The following is a 21,804-nucleotide window of genomic DNA, read 5'->3' on the forward strand; positions in this document are numbered from 1 at the left end:
TAAGAACTCCTGATCACCCGTATTGGGTTAACTTTCTAATAATGTTAAGGATAGTCTAACGAAATCAGATGAGGTAACAATTCCTTGCAACTGATTATTGTCATCTACAACAGGCAAACAACCGTGCCGATTATTTAAGAAAAAACGTGCTGCTTCGGTTAATGGCATGGTTTCGTTGGCAAACACCACGTCTTTATCAACGAGCTCTGAAACAGGCACTTGCTTTTCCCTTCTTTGTAACGCATTTACACCATATTTGTCTAGTAAATACATGGTTTTAGCCAGAACACTTTTTTGCGTAACCATACCGAAAAAACAGCCATTATCTAATACCGGTATATGGCGAATGTTATGTTCTTTCATCATTTGATGAACTTCCATCATGGTGTTCTCAAGCTCAATTGAAAGTACGTTGCGGGTCATTAAATCTGCAATTGTTTTTGTCATGGTATTCAACTTTTAAGAATTCAATATTGTTAGTTTAGCGCGTATCTAATAACTCGCTTTGCGCTAGGGCAATGAATGTTTTTATTTATTGTTGTTTTTAACGCAATGACACTTTTCATGTGCAAACTTAAATCGTTTGAGATGTGAAATTGGCAATAACCCCATACCATTTTATTATTTTTCATTTGTAACTAATTGAAATATATAAACTAACAAAAAAAGTACTGATCTGCCCCTATATTCAGAACAAAAGTTAATATATTGTATACAGTATATTGAATTCATGTTTTGTGATTTCAATATGTCGTTTAGCAACGAAACTCGATACAAATTTATCGAACATTATGACAACAACAATTGGAAAAATAACAAATGAAACTTACTAAATTGGCGTTAGTGCTTGCTACATTAAGTTGTGGGCAAACTGCGTTTGCTGCAAGCGCGCCTATTTCACAAAACCAACCTAAGGTTCACCATCACGGCGTTGAATTTAAGCGTATGGATAATGCGCCAACAGCAGTAACCACACAACAATTAAATCAGCCGTTTGAACATGCTAAACATGATTTGCACACTGTAAATTTAAAAAGTATGCAACAAACAATGGCTGCAACATGTAATGTGAATGCACTTGCAACCAGTAACTCAACGCAACTTATCAGCGAAATTAAATCGCAAGGAACAAACTGTGTTAATGAATTGTTTGGTGCAACAAGCGATATTCAAAAAGCAGCGTATGATTCAAATAATATGTATGCGGTTGCAAATCATGTTAAAGGGCTAGCTCAGAATTACCAAGGTGGCGGTGATAATGACATCGAAGCATTATTCCTATACTTACGCGCTGGTTATTATGTGGAGTTTTATAACGACCAAGTAACGTTTGCATCTTGGGTAAAACCAGCTGTTAAAGGCGCTATTGACGCGTTTGTAAATAACAGTCATTTTTATGACGATAACGATGCGCACGGTAAAACACTTTCTGAAGTATTAATCACAATGGACAGCTCTGAGCAGCAAGATGTGTATCTGCCAGTCGTTGTTGAATGGTTAAACCGCTGGAATGCAAGTTATGCCGCTAAGTGGAATATGCGCGGTGCGGTAAATGGTGTATTTACGATTTTATTCCGTGGTCAGTGGAATACCGAATTTAAAAATAAAATTGGATCTGCGACTGATTTAGTAAGTGCCCTTGCAAAATTTACCACAAGTACTTACATGATTGATTCAGACGCTGAATTTATGATTGCTAATGCAGCGCGTGAATTAGGTCGCTTAAAACAATATCCAGGTACTATTCAAACTGGTGTTGATGCAGCATTAAATCGTATTTTTGCTGATTATCAAATGTATGGCTATGGCGATTCAGTGTGGCTAGGTGCGGCTGATACAGCAGGCTATTACGGTAGCTGTGATACTTACAATATTTGTGGTTTTGAGCAGCAACTTGAGTCACAAGTACTTTCTCAAACATACACTTGTAGTAGCACAATTAAAATTCGCTCGCAAAATATGACGAGTGCGCAACATCAAGCCGCGTGTAGCAAAATGGGTTACGAAGAAACGTATTTCCACGGCCAACTACAAACGAACAACACGCCTGTTGCTGATGATGTGAATAGTCAATTACAAGTAAATATTTTTGACTCAAGCGATGATTACGGCAAATACGCAGGTGTTATTTTTGGTATTGATACTAATAACGGTGGTATGTACTTAGAAGGCAACCCATCAACACCGGGTAATATTCCAAACTTTGTTGCCCATGAAGCAAGCTATGCTAATGCTGACCACTTTGTGTGGAACTTAGAGCATGAGTATGTGCATTATTTAGATGGTCGCTTTGATCTTTATGGTGGCTTTAATGCACCAACTGAAGCAATTGTTTGGTGGAGCGAAGGTGTTGCCGAATATATTGCAAAAGAAAATGATAACCAAGCTGCTATCGACACGATAAAAGATGGCTCAACTTACAGCTTAGGCACTGTATTTGAAACAACTTATGACGGTTTTGATCAAGACCGCATTTATCGCTGGGGTTATTTAGCAGTTCGCTTTATGTTTGAAAATCATCGCGATGAGTTAAACCAGATGCTTGCGTCAACTCGTGTGGGCGATTGGGCGGGCTACAAAGCACGTATTAATACTTGGGCTGCAAACTACGGTAATGAATTTACACAGTGGACTCAGGCACTAGCTAATGGTGATACTAATCCGCCACAAAATACAGCCCCAGTTGCAATGATTAATGGCCCTTATAGTGCTGATGAAGGTGAGTTGATCTCGTTCTCGAGTAATGGCTCATATGATAATGAATCAACTATTGCATCATATAACTGGAACTTTGGTGACGGTACTACAAGCTCAGCAGCAAACCCTACGCACAGCTATGCGGTTGCAGGGGATTATGCAGTAACGCTAACGGTAACTGATCCAGAAGGGCTGAGTGCAAGCGAATCAACAACTGCTACAGTAATCGGCTCAGAGCCACCAGTGGGCAATGAATTACAAAATGGTGTAGCGCAGCAAGTAACAGGAAACACGGGCGATGAAAAACGCTTTGTGGTGAATGTTCCAGCAAATGCAAGTGACCTTGAAATCACCCTAAACGGTGGTTCTGGCGATGGTGATTTATACGTTAAGTTTGGCGATGCGCCTACGCTTACAAGCTATGACTGTCGTCCATATGTAGGTGGTAATAGCGAACGTTGTACTATCGAAAAACCGCAAGCGGGCACATACCATGTAATGGTTTACGGCTACGCTAATTTCGATACACAAGTTAAAGCGAATTACACTGCTCAATCAGGAGGTAACTTCAATGTGCCTAATGCATGTGCAACTGAAGGTCCTAGCGGCGGTGGTCGTTTATACGATGGTGATGTGATGTGTCTTGCCGAGCAAGAACCAATTTGGTTAAGTATTGCTGATGTAAGCGGTGCAACGAGTGTGGCAATTACAGCAGCAAATGGTTCAGGCGATATTAACCTTGAATATCGTAATGGCGGTTGGCCAAGTGCAGGTAATGTAGATGCGTCATCACAAAATGTAGGCAATGGCGAATGTATCTATATTACTAATCAAAGTGAGTACTGGGGCTATGTAAAAGTGTCAGGAACTGCCAATGGTGCATCAATCGTTGTTGACTTTAATACACCGGGTTGTCGTTAATTTCTTAGGAAGTTGATGAATACCTAATTAATATACTATTAATAGTTAAAAGAATTAGTTAGGTAACAAACAATAGCCGCATTGACTAGGGTCTGTTGACCTTTCAAGTTCGTTTTTGCAGCAGTTTGATTGGGTTTTATACAAGGCAGAGGCTGCGATTCATAGTTATTCTATGTGAGTCAGCCGATAACACAGTAGAAAACCCAATCAAGCGCTGCCTAACGGTTCTTTTGAGCGCACTTTTTTCATTGTTGCTCGATATTCGCTTAGATTGCTAGGCCACACACCGAGCGCCGCGATAAAAGCACGCTCAAAGAGAACAAAAATAGAACAGCAAAGATCAACAGACCCTAGAAGGGTGCGGCTATTTTTTTAGCGTTTATTGCGTATTAAGTCGCGAATAATAAAGCGGTTTGGGTGGAGCATTTCACTGATATGAGTTGGCACGGGTTGTGGCTCATCGCAAAGTTCAGCTACTAACATCTCTGCCGCTAGTGGTGCGGTACATAAACCTCGCGCACCTAAGCCAGAGAACACATAAAGACCTTGATGTGGATTAACTGAATTACCAAAATCATAGTGCTGACCTTTTCTCAGCGGCGCAAAATTATCTATAAGCGTTTCTTCACAAACAGCTTCACCCACAATCGGCTGATGATCTGGTGTGGTACAGCGAATGGCAGCTTTTGCATCGAGCATTGAATCAGTTGTAATACCGAGTTGCTCAGGGTAAAACGATGTGAGTTGTTTTAGGTTTATAAGGTTATCTTTTTCACTAATTTCACGGCTCATACTTTGTTTTTCAAAGGTCGCGCCCATGCAATGGGTGTTATCCAGCTTTGGAGTAAAATACCCTTTATGACACAATACGGTGTTGAGTTGTTTAGATAGTTCATTTGTCGCAACGCGGGTTACTTGGCCGCGCACTGGGTTAAATGGCAGAGATTGCATTTGTGAAAAACGCGTTGTTAATTCACCACAAGTGATAAATACCTGGCTAAATTCGCCCAGAGAATTCTGATTTTCATCACGTAATTGATAACCGGTTTGTGTTTTTTCAATGTCACATACTTCGCTATTAAAATGCACTTTATGTGGTGTTTTGCTTTGACTTGCAGCGAAAAGTGCATTTACCAATGCAGGGGGGTTAACCCAACCAGCCGGTTCAATAAATAAGCCTGAGTAGTTAGCTTTTATACCTGCAATTTGATTTGCTTCATCTTTGTTTACACTGCGGATAAGCGATGTTGGCCAATTACCTTTTTGTGTAAGGCGGGTTTGAATTTCAACTTTGCTGTCATTAACGCCATGCAATAAAACGCCGCACCACTCATGGGGGTAGTGAAAGCCATCATTATTAATTTGCTGATAAAGCCTTTTTGCAAAATAAAAACTATGGGCAAAAAATTCGCTGCTACTGTTAAAGTCGGCTTGCAGGTTAGGATAAACCGCCCCTTGATGGTTATGGGATGCGCCTTGTGCAAACGTATCGTCTTTACAAAAAATCTCAGTAGCAATACCGCGTTTTGAAAAACTATACGCAAGGGTTGCCGTTGCAATGCCGCCACCAATAATCGCCACTTTATTAAGTTGTTGTGGCTCACGTTTGTAATACGCAGGTTGGGTTGCAAATTGATTCGCGATGTCTAAAGTCCCGACAACCATTTCGCGTTTACGGCCATACCCTTTTACTTTTTTTGTAGCAAAACCTGCATCACTCAGACCGCGGCGCACAAACCCTGCTGCGGTAAATGTAGCAAACGTACAGTTTTCTCGGCCTAAATTCGCCATACCATCAAAAAGTGATTGTTGCCACATATCGGGGTTTTTACTTGGTGCAAACCCATCGAGATACCACGCATCAACAATGCCGTTTTCGCCGTAGCAAAGTTGTGGCAGCGTATCTTGAATATCACCAAACCATAAATCTAAAATAACGCGCCCTTGCTCAAATTCTAAACGGTGGCAACCTGCCATGGCGACAGGGTATTTTGCAATCAGTTGCTCGCTTAACTCTGTAAGTTCAGGCCAGGCTGCAAGCGCTTGCTTTAGGGCTGTCTGTTCTAGAGGAAATTTTTCAAAGCTTATAAAGTGAAGTTGTTCAACAGATTTATTTTTATCTTGGTTAAAACGTTGCCAAGTGTTTAAAAAATTAAGGCCTGTGCCAAATCCTGTTTCAGCAATTACAAAATGCCTTCTTGGGTGATTTTGCCAACGCGCAGCAATATTGTTTTGCTGAAAAAATACGTAATCTGACTCCAATAAGCCGTTATCGTTTGAAAAGTAAACATCATCAAAGTCTTGTGCGACCGGTGTGCCTGATTCATTAAACTCAATTTTTGCGTGGCGGATCATAATTATTTAAAACAAACTTAACGTAGCGCTATTGTACGAGATATGGGGGGGCGGTTAAACTTGATTTAGAACAAATAAGTCTTATTAATTTAGCAGTTAAGGTTAAAATACTGTAAATTCGAAACACGTGTACGCTGAGATTAGACCAGTTTTTTGTAAATAACACGTAGAATAGAGCACAATTTACTTTGTAGAAAAGGTTTATCCATGAAAAGAGCCGTAATTACGGGTATCGGTATTGTTTCAAGTATCGGTAATAATCAAGAAGAAGTACTTGAATCATTAAAAGCAGGCCGTTCAGGCATTACATTCAACCAAGAATTTGCAGACCTAAAATTACGTTCAAACGTATGTGGTAGCATTGACCTTGATCCAAAAGAGCACGTAGACCGCAAAGCAATGCGTTTTATGGGTGATGCCGCAGCATACTCATATATTTCAATGCAACAAGCAATTGATGACTCGGGCCTAACGGAAGATCAAGTATCTAACCCGCGTACAGGTATTATTGTTGGCTCTGGTGGTGGTTCATCTAAAAACCAAGTTGAAGCAGCTGACATTCTTCGCGAAAAAGGTGTTAAGCGTGTAGGTCCTTATATGGTTCCTCGTACTATGGCCTCAACGACGTCTGCATGTTTAGCAACACCATTTAAAATTAAAGGTGTTAACTACTCAATCAGTTCTGCATGTGCAACATCGGCTCACTGTATTGGTCATGCTGTAGAACAAATCCAACTTGGTAAACAAGACGTTGTATTTGCTGGTGGCGGTGAAGAACTACACTGGACATTAGCAATGGAATTTGACGCGATGGGTGCGTTATCAACTAAGTATAACGAAACACCAGAGCTTGCTTCACGTACTTATGATGCAAACCGTGATGGTTTTGTTATCTCTGGCGGCGGCGGTATCGTTGTTGTTGAAGAGTTAGAGCACGCATTAGCGCGTGGCGCGAAGATTTACGGTGAGATTGTAGGTTACGGTGCAACATCAGATGGTTATGACATGGTTGCTCCATCGGGTGAGGGTGCTGTTCGTTGTATGCAACAAGCACTTGCAACAGTTGATGGTGATATTGATTACCTAAATACACACGGTACATCAACACCGGTAGGTGATGTTAAAGAACTTGGCGCAATCCAAGAAGTATTTGGTGGTAAATCACCTGCAATCAGTGCAACAAAAGCGATGACAGGTCACGCACTTGGTGCTGCGGGTGTTCACGAAGCTATCTACTCAATCTTAATGTTACAAAACAACTTTGTAGCGCCATCTATCAACATCGACGAGTTAGATGAGCAAGCTGCAGGCCTTGATATTGTGACTGAAAAGCGTGATTTAGAAATCAACACTGTAATGTCAAACAGCTTTGGATTTGGCGGTACAAACGCAACGCTAGTAATGCAAAAATACAAAGGCTAATTTGCCTTTTTAAAACGCAAATCTATTTGATTGAAAGAAAAGCCACTTAATTGATTGAGTGGCTTTTTTATTGCCGTTAAAATAGCGCATCTGCTTTGCCTAAATAGGACAACTATGCGCATCCTCGCTGACCAAAATATGCCACTGGTCGAAGAATTCTTTTCAGAGTTTGGTGAAATAACTCGTTTTGCTGGCCGAGAGCTAAGCCCTCAGCAACTTGTTGATACTGATATTCTATTAGTTCGCTCGATTACCAATGTGAATAAAAATTTACTAGCTCACGCAAATAAATTGAAATTTGTTGGCACTGCAACAATTGGCACCGATCACGTTGATCAAGCGTTGTTAACACAAAAAGGCATCGCATTTTCAAGTGCACCAGGTTGCAATGCAACGGCTGTGGCAGAATATGTGATATCAAGCTTGCTTGCGCTTGCTCAAGAAGATGGCTTTAGTTTACAAGACAAAACCGTTGGCATTATTGGTGTGGGTAATATTGGCAGTCGACTTTCGAAAAAATTAGCAGCGTTAGGCTGCAACGTATTACTTTGCGACCCACCAAAGCAAGCGTCAGGCGAACTTGAAGATGGCGTGTCGTTAGACACCATTATTAACGATGCTGATATTTTAAGCTTTCATGTGCCTTTAGTGAAAGAAGGTCAATATCAAACCAAACATTTATTAAATAAGCACAACTTGCCTAAGTTGAAATCTAATGCAATTGTGGTCAATTCGTGTCGTGGTGACGTTATTGATAATCAAGCATTACTTGAGTTTATGCAAGCAGGTGCGGGTTTATCATTGGTGTTGGATGTATGGGAAAACGAGCCAAATATTGAACAAGCTTTACTGCCTTATACGCGTATTGGCTCGGTACATATTGCAGGCCACAGTTTAGAAGGCAAAGCGGGCGGCACAGATATGCTTTATCAAGCGGTTTGTCAGCAATTAGGCAAACCAGCGACACATAAAATGGCCGATTTTCTGCCAGAGCCAGAACTTACTGAGGTGAGTTTAGGCAATACTTTTAGTGAAGCAAACGCGTGCCAATTAGTACACAGCGTTTATGACGCACGCCGTGATTACGGCCTATTAAAACAAGGACTAAACCGTGAAGGGTTCGATAGTTTACGAAAAAACTACCCAGGGCGTCGCGAATTTAGCACTTTAACGGTAAAATGCAGTTCATCTGCAAATGCAAAACGTTTAAGCCAGCTCGGCTTTAATGTGATTGAGGAATAACATGTCACAAAAATTCAATGTTGCCGTTTTAGGTGCAACAGGCCTTGTTGGCCGTCAAATTATTGAAACGCTAGAAGAGCGTAAATTTCCTATTGATACCTTGTATTTATTAGCGTCTGAACGCAGTGCAGGCGAAGATATTAAATTTGCAGGTGAAGACATTGAAGTGATTGATGTGGAAACCTTTGATTTCGCCAATGCCCACATTGCACTATTTTCTGCAGGTGGCAGCGTTTCTGAAAAGTATGCACCAATTGCCGCAGAGGCGGGCTGTGTGGTTATTGATAATACATCACACTTCCGTAATGACTACGATGTGCCATTAGTGGTTCCTGAAGTGAACCCAGAGGCACTAAGCGATTTTAGAAACCGCAATATAATTGCTAACCCGAATTGTTCTACTATTCAAATGGTGGTGGCATTAAAACCTATTTATGATGCATATGGTATAGACCGTATTAACGTATGTACTTACCAATCTGTTTCAGGTGGTGGTAAAAAAGCGGTTGATGAATTAGCAAAGCAAACTGCTAGCCTAATGAATGCGCGTCCACTTGAAAACGATGTGTTTCCAAAGCAAATTGCGTTCAACGTAATCCCACAAATTGATAGTTTTGAAGATAACGGCTATACCCGCGAAGAAATGAAAATGGTGTGGGAAACCCAAAAAATCTTGGGTGATAGCAGTGTAATGGTTAACCCAACGGCTGTGCGTGTACCAGTATTTTATGGTCATGCAGAAGCGATTCACCTTGAAACGCGCATGCCTGTTGATGTAGAGCACGTAAAACAGTTGCTTAACGAAGCAGCTGGTGTGGAATATATTGAAGATGAGCAGGATTATCCAACACCTGTGTCTGATGCAAGCGGCAATGATGCGGTTTATGTTGGCCGTGTTCGTCAAGATATTAGCCACCCACATGGTTTAAATTTATGGGTTGTTTCAGACAATACGCGTAAAGGTGCTGCAACTAATAGCGTGCAAATTGCTGAGCTGTTGGTAGAGCAATATCTGTAATAGTCATTTCTTTGATGCCAAACAAACTGGCGTTTAAGTTTGTTTGGCATAATTCCTAGGGTCTGCTGTTCTTTGCTGCAAAAGCTAACGTGAAAGATAAACAGACCTTAACTAATTGAGTTTTAGCTTAAAGCTTCATTATCATCAATGAGATAGTGTTTTCCTGCCAATTACTTTGCCACTGCCTAATTAATGGATATTCGGTGTTTTCTGGTTTATAGTTTTATGCTGAAAATTATAAAAAGAGTCGCACCATTTTAGGTTGAAATAGCCAGGAAATTAATAAAATTGGTGCAAACTTTGCATAAGTTTAGTGTTCGATCCCTGTTTATTTCGAACAAATGAGCTTTCAGAGTTAATATTAAAGGAAACCCATGCGCAGCTTCTTTTCTTCAAAAGCGATTTTTCTTCTTTCGGTAGTGCTACTTGGCGCTTCAAGCATTTCGTTTGATCTTAATGCTGAAAATACTCGGATCCGTGGGCCCAAAAATGTTGATGTTGGCGAGCAAGGTAAACGTTATGGCCCAGTACGCGATACTGATACTTTGTGGCGTATTGCAACCAAATTAAGGCCAGATAACTCGGTTACTATTTACCAAGTTATGCAGGCTATTTATCAGAAAAACCCTGACTCTTTTTTAGATAACAATATTAACCATTTACGTACTGGCTCATATTTGCGCATGCCGTCAATGCGCGAAATCAGAAGTATTAATGCGGGGTTTGCCCAAGAGCGTTCAGAGCTTGATGATAAGCTTTGGGATAAAAAAGTTAAGGGTGAGATGACGCAAGCTGAGATAGACGTTGTTGCCAAACAAGCTGAACAAGCTAAAAAACAAGATGTTATCGTAGCTAAAAAAGAATTAAGTGAAGAAATTCAACAAGCAAAACAAGCGCAAACAGAAAAATTAGAGCAGCTTAAAGACGAGTTTAAATCGTCAGTAAATAACGTTGAAGCGATCCTCACTGAAAATGAAAATCTTAAAAAGCAAGTTTCAAGTTTATCAACTGAACTAGAACTTATTCGTGGTCAGCTTGATAGCGACAGACAAACACTTGATGAATTAAAAGCATTGCTGGCAGAGCAGCACCGTATTCTTGCAGCGCAAGAAGCCAAGGCAAAAGCAGAAGCAGAGTCGTTTAGCTTTCAGGATTTAACAAATAATCCATTGCTATTAGTTGTTCTTGCGTTGATCCCTGGTTTCTTAATTGTGGGTGGTGCAATTTATTGGTTTAAATCACGCGCCGCGAAAAACGAACCTGAAGAGCCAATTTTTGATACGCCTTCGCCAAATATTCCTGATCCTATCGTAAACGACAACTTGGCAGATGATTTATCAGATGGCTTAGATGATGTGCTTGCAAATGGTTTAGATGATCCACTTGATGATGAATTAAGCGCAGGACTTGATGACCCATTTGATGATGCGTTGGATCAGAGCTTTGATGATTCACTTGAAGACGATATCGTTGCACTTGACGATAGTTTAGATGATGCCTTAGAAGAACCAGATGATCTGCTTTATGAAGATGAAGAGCCAGCACTTGAGAGCAGTAACTCGCTATTAGATCAAGATGAATTAGATGGCTTATTAGGTGATGCACTAGATGATGATGGCTCAGATGATTTAGTGCCAGATATGAATAATGATTCTGCTGATGATGGATTACTTGATGCAGATGATATCGACGCCATTCTTGCACAAGATTTCGACTCTCCAATAGATAATGACGATGAAAGTGATGACATTGCTATTGATGAGATGATCGCTAGCGATAGTGAGATTGAGCTGGATATTCCAGAAGAATTTGAACCATCAAATGAGATTGAATCTGATGTTGCTGATGTTGATGCCATTATGGATGAGCTTAGCAATGATGAATTTGATTTGGATGATAGCTTAAGTGATGACTTAGAGCCGGAAGAGAAAGAACCTGAAATTCAACTGGATATGGATGACATCGATGCAATGATCGATGAAGTTGAAGCAGATGATACCGACCTAACGGACCTAGATGCATTACTAGAAGAAGCAAATTCTGATGCTGAGCGATTAGCTGCTCAACAGGCTGCTGCTGAAGCGTTTGCAAATACCGATACTTCTGAGCAGGACCTTGAAGAGTCAATTGATATCAATGACAGCGAAAATGCGCAAGATACTTCTTATGCAATTGGATCAGATGATGCAGAAGATGACATTGATGCATTGCTTGATGAAGCTGCAGGTAACGAAGAAGTAAATGAAGCTGATGACATTGACTCATTACTTGATGAAGCTGCAATTTCTGAAGAGGCTGAAAGCGAGTTAGCAGCTGCTGAAATAGAGCAAGACGAGCTTGAGCCAGATACTGCAGTCGATGACATTGATGCATTACTTGATGAAGCTACAGATGTTGAAGAAGTAAATGACGTTAGTGATTCTCTTGATGAAGATGATTTACTCGATTCAACGCTTGAAGATACAGACCTAGAAGCCGAATTGCTTGAAAGCGAATTAGCAACTGCTGAAATAGAGCAAGACGAGCTTGAACCAGAAACTGCAGTAGATGATATTGATGCATTACTTGATGAATCTACAGATGTTGAAGAAGTTAGTGATTCTCTTGATGAAGAGGATTTACTCGATTCAGCGCTTGAAGATATAAACGCTGAAACTGAAGTGGCTGAAAGCGAGTTAGCAACTGCTGAAATTGAGCAAGACGAGCTTGAACCAGAAACTGCAGTAGATGACATTGATGCATTACTTGATGAAGCTGCAGATGTTGAAGAAGTGAATGACGTTAATGACTCTTTTGATGAAGATGATTTACTCGATTCAGCGCTTGAAGATACAGACCTAGAAGCAGAATTACCTGAAAGCGAATTAGTAAATGCTGAAATAGAGCAAGACCAGCTTGAACCAGAAACTGCAGTAGATGACATTGATGCATTACTTGATGAAACTACAGATGTTGTAGAAGTAAATGAGGTTAGTGACTCTTTTGATGAAGATGATTTCCTCGATTCAGCGCTTGAAGATACAGACCTAGAAGCAGAATTGCTTGAAAGCGAATTAGCAAATGCTGAAATAGAGCAAGATGAGCTTGAACCAGAAACTGCAGTAGATGACATTGATGCATTACTTGATGAAACTACAGATGTTGAAGAAGTAAATGATGTTAATGATTCTTTGGATGAAGATGATTCACTAGCTACTCTTGAAAGTGATTTTACAGAAGAATTGATTGACGTTGATGGCATAGATACAACAGATGATGCAGCCTTACTTGATTCGTTACTTGATGATGAAAATGATATTTCAAGCGATGGGACTACTGAAACGGATCTTCAAAATTTAGCATCTGAAGAAAGTGCAATTCCTTCACTTGATAATTTTGATGAACAAACCCAAGCACACGATGAAATTACTGCATTACCTGAAGAGCAAGACATCGAGTTAGATAATGTAGGTGATGATTTACTTAATGAATTTGATGAAATTGAAGAACCTCAGTTAACTGAAGCAAATGATGATGCGCTTTTGCAAGCTGATGAGTTACTCGATGACATTTCGCTACCAGATGAACAACAGCAAGATGTAACAGCTGATAGTCTTGGTTTATCAGACGATGATTTAGATAGTGCGTTTGATGAGCAATTATTGTCTGAGGACAGTATTGACTTCGGTGACGACCCTTTAATTGATGTTGATTTAGAAGCAGAAGATGAGCGTTTATCGGATGCATTTGATAACGACGAGCAAATGCGTGCAGATGCCCCTAGTCAAACTTTGGATGAGTATCCAGAACTTGAACTAGATGAAGCGCTTGAGGAAATTGATGCACCAGCTTTTGGCGCAGAAGAATCATTACCCGAAATTAAAGACGCGCAAGCTATTAATGAAGAAGTGATCACCACTGAAGATCTCTCAGCTAGTGATGAAGATGATTTCCTCGATGATGACATTATTGGTAGTGACTTAGATAACAGTAATGATTTACTCATTGACGAATTAGAAAGTACTGATTTTGATAGTTTATTAAATGAATTAGCAGAGCCAGAACCAATTACCGCAGAGTCGCAAAAAGACTTTGAGCTTGATTTTGACTCACTCTTAAGTGAACAAACAGAAGCTGAACCATTTGAAGTAGAAGAAATTGATACAGCAGAGTCAGACTATTTAGATATCGACGATTTACTTGAAGAAAGTGATGATGCTGAATCTGATGTTGAGCCTTACCAAAATGTTGATATGGATGTTGGTTTAGGCGATTTTGAGGATTTACTGGCAGGAGAAGATGCTTTGGATGTTGATATGGAAAGCCAAGGCTACTCTGCAAAATTAGACCTTGCACGCGCTTATCTTGAAATAAATGATGCTGAAAGTGCATTAAAGGTGATAGAAGAGGTTATCAGTAATGGCCCTCCTGAAGTTCAAGATGAAGCGTTAGCGCTAAAGCATCAACTATCTTAGTTATTTGAAAAAGCCCGCAATGCGGGCTTTTTTATACTTGGTATCAAGGCAACGTCTCGGTATAATTGGGGTTTTTCAAATTCATGGAATATTGTTCATGCGAGTCGCTCTAGGCGTAGAATATGATGGTTCTCAGTACAGTGGTTGGCAACGCCAACAACATGTTAACAGTGTACAACAAGAGCTCGAAAATGCGCTTTCAAAAATTTGTAACGAAAAAATAGAAGTGACTTGTGCAGGTCGAACAGATGCGGGTGTTCATGGTACCGGACAAGTAGTGCATTTTGATACTACGGCAGATAGAGCTATGGTGTCGTTCACTCTTGGTGTAAATGCCAATTTACCTGATGCGATTGCTATTCGCTGGGCTAAAGAAGTGAGAGAAGAATTTCATGCTCGCTACAGCGCTACTGCAAGGCGATATCGTTATATTATTTATAACAGCACTTACCGCCCAGGAATTTTACGCTCTGGCTTAAGCCATTATCACCATCCGTTGGATGTTGAAAAAATGCAACAAGCAGCGCCTTATTTACTAGGCGAACAAGACTTTACTTCAGTACGAGCTGTGCATTGTCAGTCAAAAACGCCGTTTAGAAACGTAATGCACTTAAATGTAGAGCGTTTTAACGATTTTATTGTGATTGATATTAAAGCCAATGCGTTTGTTCACCACATGGTGCGCAATATTGCCGGTTGTTTGATAGATATTGGGCAAGGCAAGTATCCACCTGAGTGGATGCAGCAAGTTTTAGCCTTAAAAGACCGCACACAGGCATCTGCAACGGCAAAGCCTGGCGGTTTGTACTTAGTTGAAGTTGATTACCCTGAACATTTTGAAATACCCAAATCAAATCCAGGGCCGCTATTTTTGCCAAATAGCTTATAAAAAACCGAATAAATAACACAATTTAGCGACATATTAGACCAGTTTTTTATACCTTAGTCGCACGATTAGTGTTTTAATTGCAAAAATTTTCTGCGCCGTTCAAAGCAGATATAGCAGTGAGAGAGATTTAAATGAGCTGGTTAGAAAAGATCTTACCAAAAACAACCAAGTCTACAGGTCGTAAAGAAATTCCTGAAGGTGTTTGGGCTAAATGTGGTGATTGTGACACGATTGTTTACAAGGCAGAACTAGAAAAACAACAACATGTTTGCCCTAAGTGTGATCATCATATGCGCATTGGCGCTCGCAAGCGTCTTGAACAGTTTTTAGACGATGGCGAACAAGTAGAATTGGGTCAAGATTTAGAACCAAAAGATGTTCTTAAATTTAAAGATTCAAAAAAATACTCAGATCGTATCACTAGCGCACAAAAAGTAAGTGGCGAAAAAGATGCATTAGTTGCAATGACAGGTCGCTTAAAAGGTGTACCAGTTGCTGCGGTGGCATTTGAATTCTCATTTATGGGTGGTTCTATGGCATCGGTTGTAGGTGCGCGCTTTGTTGAAGCGGTAAATGCATGTCTTGAGCGTAAAATGCCGTTAATCTGTTTCTCAGCTTCAGGTGGTGCGCGCATGCAAGAAGCACTTATGTCATTAATGCAAATGGCAAAAACAAGTGCAGCACTTGATAAAATGAGTGAGCAAGGCTTGCCGTTTATTTCAGTACTTACTGACCCTACCATGGGTGGTGTATCTGCGTCATTAGCGATGCTAGGAGATATTAATATTGCTGAGCCAAAAGCACTTATTGGTTTTGCAGGTCCACGCGTAATTGAGCAAACAGTTCGTGAAACTTTACCAGAAGGTTTCCAGCGTTCTGAATTCTTATTAGAGCATGGTGCAATCGACATGATTGTTGACCGTCGTGAAATGCGCGACACCATTGCACGTCTTGTTGCGAAATATATGCACTTGCCGTCAACTGAACAAGAGCATAGAATTGCATAATCTAAACTGATTTAGCAACTTATTGCACTATGACACATGTTGTACCAAGCCAATCGTCGAGTCTAGATGATTGGCTTTGTTATTTAGAAAGTATTCATCCTTCAAACATTGATATGGGTTTAACTCGCGTTCGCCAAGTAGGCGAAAAGCAAGGTTATACCTCACTTCCAAATGTTATTTTAATTGCTGGCACAAACGGTAAAGGCACTACAGCCCGTTGTTTAGAGGCCATTCTACTGGCGCAAGGTTACTCTGTTGGTACCTATGCTTCGCCGCATCTTATTCGCTATAACGAACGCGTACGCATTAATGGCGCCGAATTACCCGATCAAGACCACGTAGATGCATTTCATGCACTTGAACAAGGGCGCGGTGACATTAGCCTGACTTATTTTGAGTTTGGTACACTGGCGGCACTTGAAGTATTTAAGCAGAAAAAACCTGACTACATCTTATTAGAGGTAGGTTTAGGTGGTCGATTGGATGCTACCAACATTGTTGAGCCAATTGCTTCTGTTATAACCACTATCGATTTAGACCACAAAGAATACTTAGGTGATACTCGAGAGTTAGTGGGTAGAGAAAAAGCCGGTATTTTTAGAGCGCATGCTCCGGCAATTGTTGGTGATTTAGCGATTCCTAATTCAATTTGGCAATACGCAGAAGAATTAGGCACTCAAGTAATTGCAGCGCAAAGAGATTATTCATTCGAGTTAAGCAGTGATGCGCTTGACTATAAAAATGACAAATTAGCCTTTCAATTGCCTGTGCCAAATATTCCGGCACAAAATGTTGCAACGGCAATCACAACGCTTGATACATTAGGCCTATTACCTAACGAGCAAACACTCCGTGAGGTGCTAACTAACCTTGTCGTTGAAGGGCGTTTTCAGCGTTTAAGTGAAAAGCCGTTGGTGTATGCAGATGTTGCTCATAATCCTGAGTCTGCTCGCTATCTAGCAGCTAAATTGGCACAATTTAAAGCGTGCGGTAAAAATATTATTGCTTTGACTGGTATGTTACAAGACAAAGACCAAAAAGCCGTATTTAACGCAGTTAAAGCACAAGTAGATGAATGGCATTTAGCGACGCTGTCATGCTTTAGGGGCGATAAGGCTGAAAATCTTTCAGCTAATTTACAAAGTGAAATTGAATCGCCAAAACAGTCTTTACACGCAAGTGTAGCGCAAGGTTTAAACACTATTTTAAACACCATGGATGATGAAGATTTGCTAATTGTATTTGGCTCATTTTACACTGTGGCTGATGCAATTGCGTTTTGGCAAAATAAGGAGTGAGGGTGACTAGTCAATTTATCAACCGTTTAGTGGGTACCATTATCGTTGTAACAGCAGCGATTGTGTTTATTCCTAATATTTTGGATGGTGAAAAGGTACAAAAAAGAGAAACCTTTAAAGACATTCCTGAGCGCCCTGAATTTAAAGCGATAGAACTTGATCCTGAGCCTGACCAAACGCTTGCTCGTGAATCACTGCCAAGTACGCCTGTGATTGAAGAAGCGGCGATTGATGAAGGTCAAAACTCACCTTTTAACAACGAACTCTCAGCCGATCAGCAAATAGCACAAACAGAAGCTGAAATCATTGAAGAAAAGCAAGTGGCTACGGTTGAAGTTGATGCAAAACCAGCTGTAAATGAGGTTGAAGTTGAGCCTAAAGTTGCTGTTAAACGTGCTGAGCAAAGTAACCTTAATGAGTTTGCTTGGGTGATTCAATTAGGCAGTTTTTCGCATAAAGCAAATGTTGATTCTTTATTGGCTAAATTGAAAAGCGCAGGCTTTACAGCATTTACCAAACCAATTAAAACACCCTCAGGCACGTTAACAAAAGTGTTTGTAGGCCCTGAGCTAGATAAGCAAAAGTTAGAATCGCAATTACCTCAGTTAAAAAAATTAACCAAGCTAAATGGTCGAGTAACACAATTCGAAATCACAAATTGAGCTGGCAATTAAGCGTAAGCTTATATAAAATGCGCGCGAAACATAAAAGGGCAGGTTAATATGATCTGGGTAGATTACACCATTCTGGGTATCATCGGGCTTTCATCCTTGATAAGTTTGATGCGCGGCTTTGTTAAAGAAGCAATGTCGCTAGCTGTTTGGATTGCTGCCTTTTTTATCTCAAGCATGTTTTATGAACACCTCGCTGTTTTTCTTACAGACCAAATCTCCGAACCCCTAGTACGTAATGGTGCTGCAATTGCAATCTTGTTTTTCTCAACTTTGATTGTCGGCAGTTTAGTCAATTATGTGCTTGGAGAATTAGTCCAAAGAACAGGGCTGTCAGGCACTGACCGAGTAATTGGTTTGGTATTTGGCGCTTTGCGTGGCGTGCTTATAATTAGTGCACTATTATTTTTTCTCGATGCTTTCACCAGTGCCCCAAGTAAAGACTGGTGGAGTCGTTCAAATTTAATTCCAGAGTTTAGCTTTATTATTGAATGGTTTTTTGAATACCTAGAAGATAATTCAAGCTTCTTAACTCAGTAACCCCTTATCAGGCGAGGATTTTTCTCATGTGTGGTATCGTTGGTATCGTCGGAACTACCCCGGTAAATCAAACCCTTTATGACGGTCTAACCGTTTTGCAACACCGTGGTCAGGATGCGGCGGGTATTATTACCATTGACAATAACACCTTTAGCTTACGTAAAGATAATGGCCTTGTGAAAGATGTATTTCACACACGCCATATGAAACGTTTACAAGGCGATATGGGTATTGGTCATGTTCGTTACCCAACGGCTGGTTCTTCAAGCTCAGCTGAAGCACAACCGTTTTATGTAAACTCGCCATTTGGTATTGCGCTTGCGCACAATGGCAATCTAACAAATGCTGAAGCGTTAAAAGAAGATTTATTCAAAACAGCAAAGCGCCACGTTAACACCACATCAGATTCAGAAGTGTTACTGAATATCTTAGCCCATGAACTTGCAAAGCCTAATAAACTAGAGCTTTCGCCTGAAGATGTATTTACTGCGGTAACGACTGTAAACAGCAAAGTAGTTGGTGGTTATGCATCAATCGCGATGATTATCGGTCACGGTATGATTGCATTTCGTGATGCTAATGGTATTCGTCCACTGGTATTCGGTAAACGCGAAACAGAGCAGGGTGTTGAATATATGTTCGCATCTGAAAGTGTTGCTCTTGATGCGTGTGGTTTTGCATTTATTCGTGATGTTGCACCAGGTGAAGCTATTTTTGTTTCTAACGATGGTCAATTACATTCACAGCAATGTGCATCGAACGCTTCTTATAGCCCGTGTATTTTCGAATTTGTTTATTTTGCTCGCCCAGATTCTACAATTGATAAAATCTCAGTTTATGCAGCGCGTGTAAACATGGGTACTAAACTTGGCGAAAAAGTTAAGCGTGAATGGGCTGATAAAGAAATTGATGTAATCATTCCAATTCCTGAAACGTCATGTGATATTGCGTTAGAAATGGCAAATGTACTTGAACTGCCTTACCGTCAAGGTTTCGTAAAGAACCGTTATATTGGTCGTACCTTTATTATGCCGGGTCAGGAGCTGCGTAAAAAGTCGGTACGTCGTAAACTTAATGCAATTGCACAAGAGTTTAAAGGTAAAAACGTATTACTTGTTGATGATTCAATTGTACGTGGTACAACATCTGCGCAAATCGTTGAAATGGCACGTGAAGCAGGTGCTAAAAATGTTTACTTCGCATCTGCGGCGCCAGAAATTCGCTTCCCGAATGTGTATGGTGTTGATATGCCATCAGCGCAAGAACTGATTGCTCATGGTCGTGAAGTTGAAGATATCAATGCAAGCATTGGTGCAGATGGCCTAATCTATCAATCACTAAATGATTTGATCAGTGCTGTAAGCCAAGAAAATCCAGAAATTACGAACTTTGAAACATCGGTTTTTGATGGTAATTATGTAACTGGTGATATTGACCAAGCTTACCTAAACCGTATTGACGCACTGCGTAACGATGCTGCAAAATCTGACCGCGAATCAGCAATGTCTTCAGGTTTAGAGCTTCATAACCAAGATGCTAGTGAATAATATTTACTAAATTAATCGATAAAAAAAGGAGCTTTAAGCTCCTTTTTTGTTTATTAACTATGTTAGCTAGAAATTTTTATTCAGCCCGATGTAAACATGGGTCCGAAGCCTGATGTCCACATAATCGCAGTTGCAGCAAGAATAATAACCAGTAGCACTAGGCCGCAAGTCACAACAGAGCTTGCATATATAAAGCCACGTTCTTCTGGAATATGCATTAGAATTGGCACTCCGGTGTAAAGTAAATACACTGAATAAGCGACAGCACCGCAGCCTACCAAAACAATAAACCATAATTCAGGATACACCGCAGCAAGCGCAGACATAAAAATAGGTGTTGATGTATACGCTGCTAATTCAAGTGTTTGTGTATAACTTGGTTCAGCTCCAAATGTAACCGCCATCCAATGTGCAAGGTATGCCAGTGTAAATACGCCTGCAATAAGAGCGAAATACATTGAAATCGCAAGTAACATAGCGCTTGATTCAGTTAGGAATATGCGATCTCCAACACCGACACTCCAACCTAAATAAACTGCTGAAAAATAACCCATTACACTTGGTACTAGTGCAATAAGCAAGATATGAGACATGCTATAACCAAAGCTTTCGTGGCGAGCATCAATAGTTTGCCACTCTTCTTTTGGGTGGGCGTATAAACCCCAAAGGTGATTTAAAATCATATTGTGTTCCTTGTATTACCCTAAATTGATTGGCTAATGTGATTTTTGACTTCAAATTCAACAATTAGCGTTTGTTGTTTTTTTAAACAGGTCATTACTACTTATTGGTGATTGTTAATAAAATGTCAAGAAATATAATTGAAGGTTTTCTTTAAAATCTGATGAAGATCAATGCAAACAAAGGTGAAATAAGAAGATTCAAGACTTAGTTTAAGTTGTTATGATAAAATTAGTTATTATTCATTTTTGTCTAACGTAGATATGAGTTTAGCTAAATATCAAGATTTACTAGCCCCCATTTATCAGTTTTTACAGTGTGAAACCCCAGATGAATGGGTAACTGAAGCCAAGAGAACTGAAAATTTACCCGTTTTGTTACTAGACCATTTAATTTGTGAATTAAAAGCTGGGCAAACGGCAATGTGGCTTATTCGTAAATATGCCGCAGACAAAAAAAGCGGCGAAGCCTTACTTGAGTGGTTTCAGCCTTATGAAAAGTTTGTTTATAAGAAAGAAGGTTCGTTAGAGTCACTCGCTGAGCATTACAAGCTTAGCAAAGAAATCGTGCCCAAAAGCGATTCGAATTTTGGCCAAGACTTGATTGATAAAATGGTGTTGCTAATTAAAGAAGAGCTTCATCACTTTTACCAAGTATTAGAGATTATGGTAGCGCGTGGCATCCCTTACGAAAATATCACAGCGAGTCGATATGCTAAGGGAATGATGACACATGTGCGTACCCACGAGCCTGCAATTTTAGTTGATAAGCTGATCTGCGGTGCTTATATAGAAGCTCGTTCTTGTGAGCGTTTTGCCAAGCTAGCCCCACACTTAGATGATGAATTGTGTAAATTCTACATTTCATTGCTTCGCTCAGAAGCCCGTCATTATGAAGATTATCTAGCTCTTGCTCAGCAGGTTGCGGGAGAGGATATTTCAGAACGAGTGAAATTTTTCGGTGAGATAGAAGCCGAGCTTATTTCATCACCTGATGATGATTTTAAATTTCACAGTGGAAAACCAAAAGAGCGCAGTTAGCGCTCTTTTTGATTGTGTTCAG

At 40.2% G+C, this 21,804-nt stretch carries 15 protein-coding genes; 12 read left to right on the forward strand and 3 right to left on the reverse strand.

The window, feature by feature from the left end; translation table 11 throughout:
* Positions 1 to 27 precede the first annotated feature (27 nt).
* Positions 28 to 447 (reverse strand): CBS domain-containing protein, encoded by a 420-nt coding sequence (locus AAEU29_RS00450; protein WP_421971607.1) that lies wholly within the window; start codon positions 445 to 447, stop codon positions 28 to 30.
* A 372-nt stretch (positions 448 to 819) separates the two neighbouring features.
* Here AAEU29_RS00450 and AAEU29_RS00455 point away from each other — a divergent pair, with 372 nt between their 5' ends.
* Positions 820 to 3,618: a collagenase gene (locus AAEU29_RS00455; protein WP_421971608.1), complete on the forward strand. Its 2,799-nt coding sequence runs from the start codon at positions 820 to 822 to the stop codon at positions 3,616 to 3,618.
* A gap of 372 nt (positions 3,619 to 3,990) precedes the next feature.
* Here the strand turns inward: AAEU29_RS00455 and mnmC are convergent, their stop codons facing one another.
* Positions 3,991 to 5,973: a bifunctional tRNA (5-methylaminomethyl-2-thiouridine)(34)-methyltransferase MnmC2/FAD-dependent 5-carboxymethylaminomethyl-2-thiouridine(34) oxidoreductase MnmC1 gene (gene mnmC, locus AAEU29_RS00460; protein WP_421971609.1), complete on the reverse strand. Its 1,983-nt coding sequence runs from the start codon at positions 5,971 to 5,973 to the stop codon at positions 3,991 to 3,993.
* Between the two features lie 207 nt (positions 5,974 to 6,180).
* Here mnmC and fabB point away from each other — a divergent pair, with 207 nt between their 5' ends.
* The 10 genes from fabB to purF all read left to right on the forward strand — a co-directional run bounded on the left by fabB (position 6,181) and on the right by purF (position 20,061).
* A complete protein-coding gene (gene fabB / locus AAEU29_RS00465; protein WP_421971610.1) occupies positions 6,181 to 7,395 on the forward strand; it encodes a beta-ketoacyl-ACP synthase I in 1,215 nt (404 codons plus the stop codon).
* Between the two features lie 114 nt (positions 7,396 to 7,509).
* Positions 7,510 to 8,637 carry a 4-phosphoerythronate dehydrogenase PdxB gene (gene pdxB / locus AAEU29_RS00470; protein ID WP_421971611.1) on the forward strand — a complete coding sequence of 376 codons (1,128 nt, stop codon included), beginning with the start codon at positions 7,510 to 7,512 and terminating at the stop codon, positions 8,635 to 8,637.
* A 1-nt stretch (position 8,638) separates the two neighbouring features.
* The gene (locus tag AAEU29_RS00475; protein ID WP_421971612.1) at positions 8,639 to 9,655 is read left to right on the forward strand and encodes an aspartate-semialdehyde dehydrogenase; all 1,017 of its coding nucleotides are present in this window, start codon (positions 8,639 to 8,641) and stop codon (positions 9,653 to 9,655) included.
* A 374-nt stretch (positions 9,656 to 10,029) separates the two neighbouring features.
* On the forward strand, positions 10,030 to 14,109 hold the full coding sequence (locus AAEU29_RS00480) for a FimV/HubP family polar landmark protein (protein ID WP_421971613.1): 4,080 nt from the start codon (positions 10,030 to 10,032) through the stop codon (positions 14,107 to 14,109).
* Positions 14,110 to 14,206: 97 nt separating this feature from the next.
* Positions 14,207 to 14,998 (forward strand): tRNA pseudouridine(38-40) synthase TruA, encoded by a 792-nt coding sequence (truA, locus tag AAEU29_RS00485; protein WP_421971614.1) that lies wholly within the window; start codon positions 14,207 to 14,209, stop codon positions 14,996 to 14,998.
* 131 nt (positions 14,999 to 15,129) lie between these two features.
* Positions 15,130 to 16,005 (forward strand): acetyl-CoA carboxylase, carboxyltransferase subunit beta, encoded by an 876-nt coding sequence (gene accD, locus AAEU29_RS00490; protein ID WP_274761439.1) that lies wholly within the window; start codon positions 15,130 to 15,132, stop codon positions 16,003 to 16,005.
* A gap of 29 nt (positions 16,006 to 16,034) precedes the next feature.
* On the forward strand, positions 16,035 to 17,303 hold the full coding sequence (folC, locus tag AAEU29_RS00495) for a bifunctional tetrahydrofolate synthase/dihydrofolate synthase (RefSeq protein ID WP_421971615.1): 1,269 nt from the start codon (positions 16,035 to 16,037) through the stop codon (positions 17,301 to 17,303).
* Between the two features lie 2 nt (positions 17,304 to 17,305).
* Positions 17,306 to 17,965, forward strand: a complete 660-nt coding sequence (locus AAEU29_RS00500; RefSeq protein WP_421971616.1) for an SPOR domain-containing protein — start codon at positions 17,306 to 17,308, stop codon at positions 17,963 to 17,965.
* Positions 17,966 to 18,025: 60 nt separating this feature from the next.
* On the forward strand, positions 18,026 to 18,514 hold the full coding sequence (locus AAEU29_RS00505) for a CvpA family protein (RefSeq protein ID WP_274761436.1): 489 nt from the start codon (positions 18,026 to 18,028) through the stop codon (positions 18,512 to 18,514).
* 26 nt (positions 18,515 to 18,540) lie between these two features.
* Positions 18,541 to 20,061, forward strand: a complete 1,521-nt coding sequence (gene purF / locus AAEU29_RS00510; protein WP_421971617.1) for an amidophosphoribosyltransferase — start codon at positions 18,541 to 18,543, stop codon at positions 20,059 to 20,061.
* 80 nt (positions 20,062 to 20,141) lie between these two features.
* Here purF and AAEU29_RS00515 read toward each other — a convergent pair whose 3' ends face one another.
* A complete protein-coding gene (locus tag AAEU29_RS00515; RefSeq protein WP_421971618.1) occupies positions 20,142 to 20,744 on the reverse strand; it encodes a Yip1 family protein in 603 nt (200 codons plus the stop codon).
* Positions 20,745 to 21,005: 261 nt separating this feature from the next.
* Here AAEU29_RS00515 and miaE point away from each other — a divergent pair, with 261 nt between their 5' ends.
* A complete protein-coding gene (gene miaE, locus AAEU29_RS00520; RefSeq protein WP_421971619.1) occupies positions 21,006 to 21,782 on the forward strand; it encodes a tRNA isopentenyl-2-thiomethyl-A-37 hydroxylase MiaE in 777 nt (258 codons plus the stop codon).
* The last annotated feature ends 22 nt before the right edge of the window (positions 21,783 to 21,804 follow it).

The sequence above is a fragment of the Pseudoalteromonas aquimarina genome (assembly GCF_049257255.1).
Taxonomy (GTDB): Bacteria; Pseudomonadota; Gammaproteobacteria; order Enterobacterales; family Alteromonadaceae; genus Pseudoalteromonas.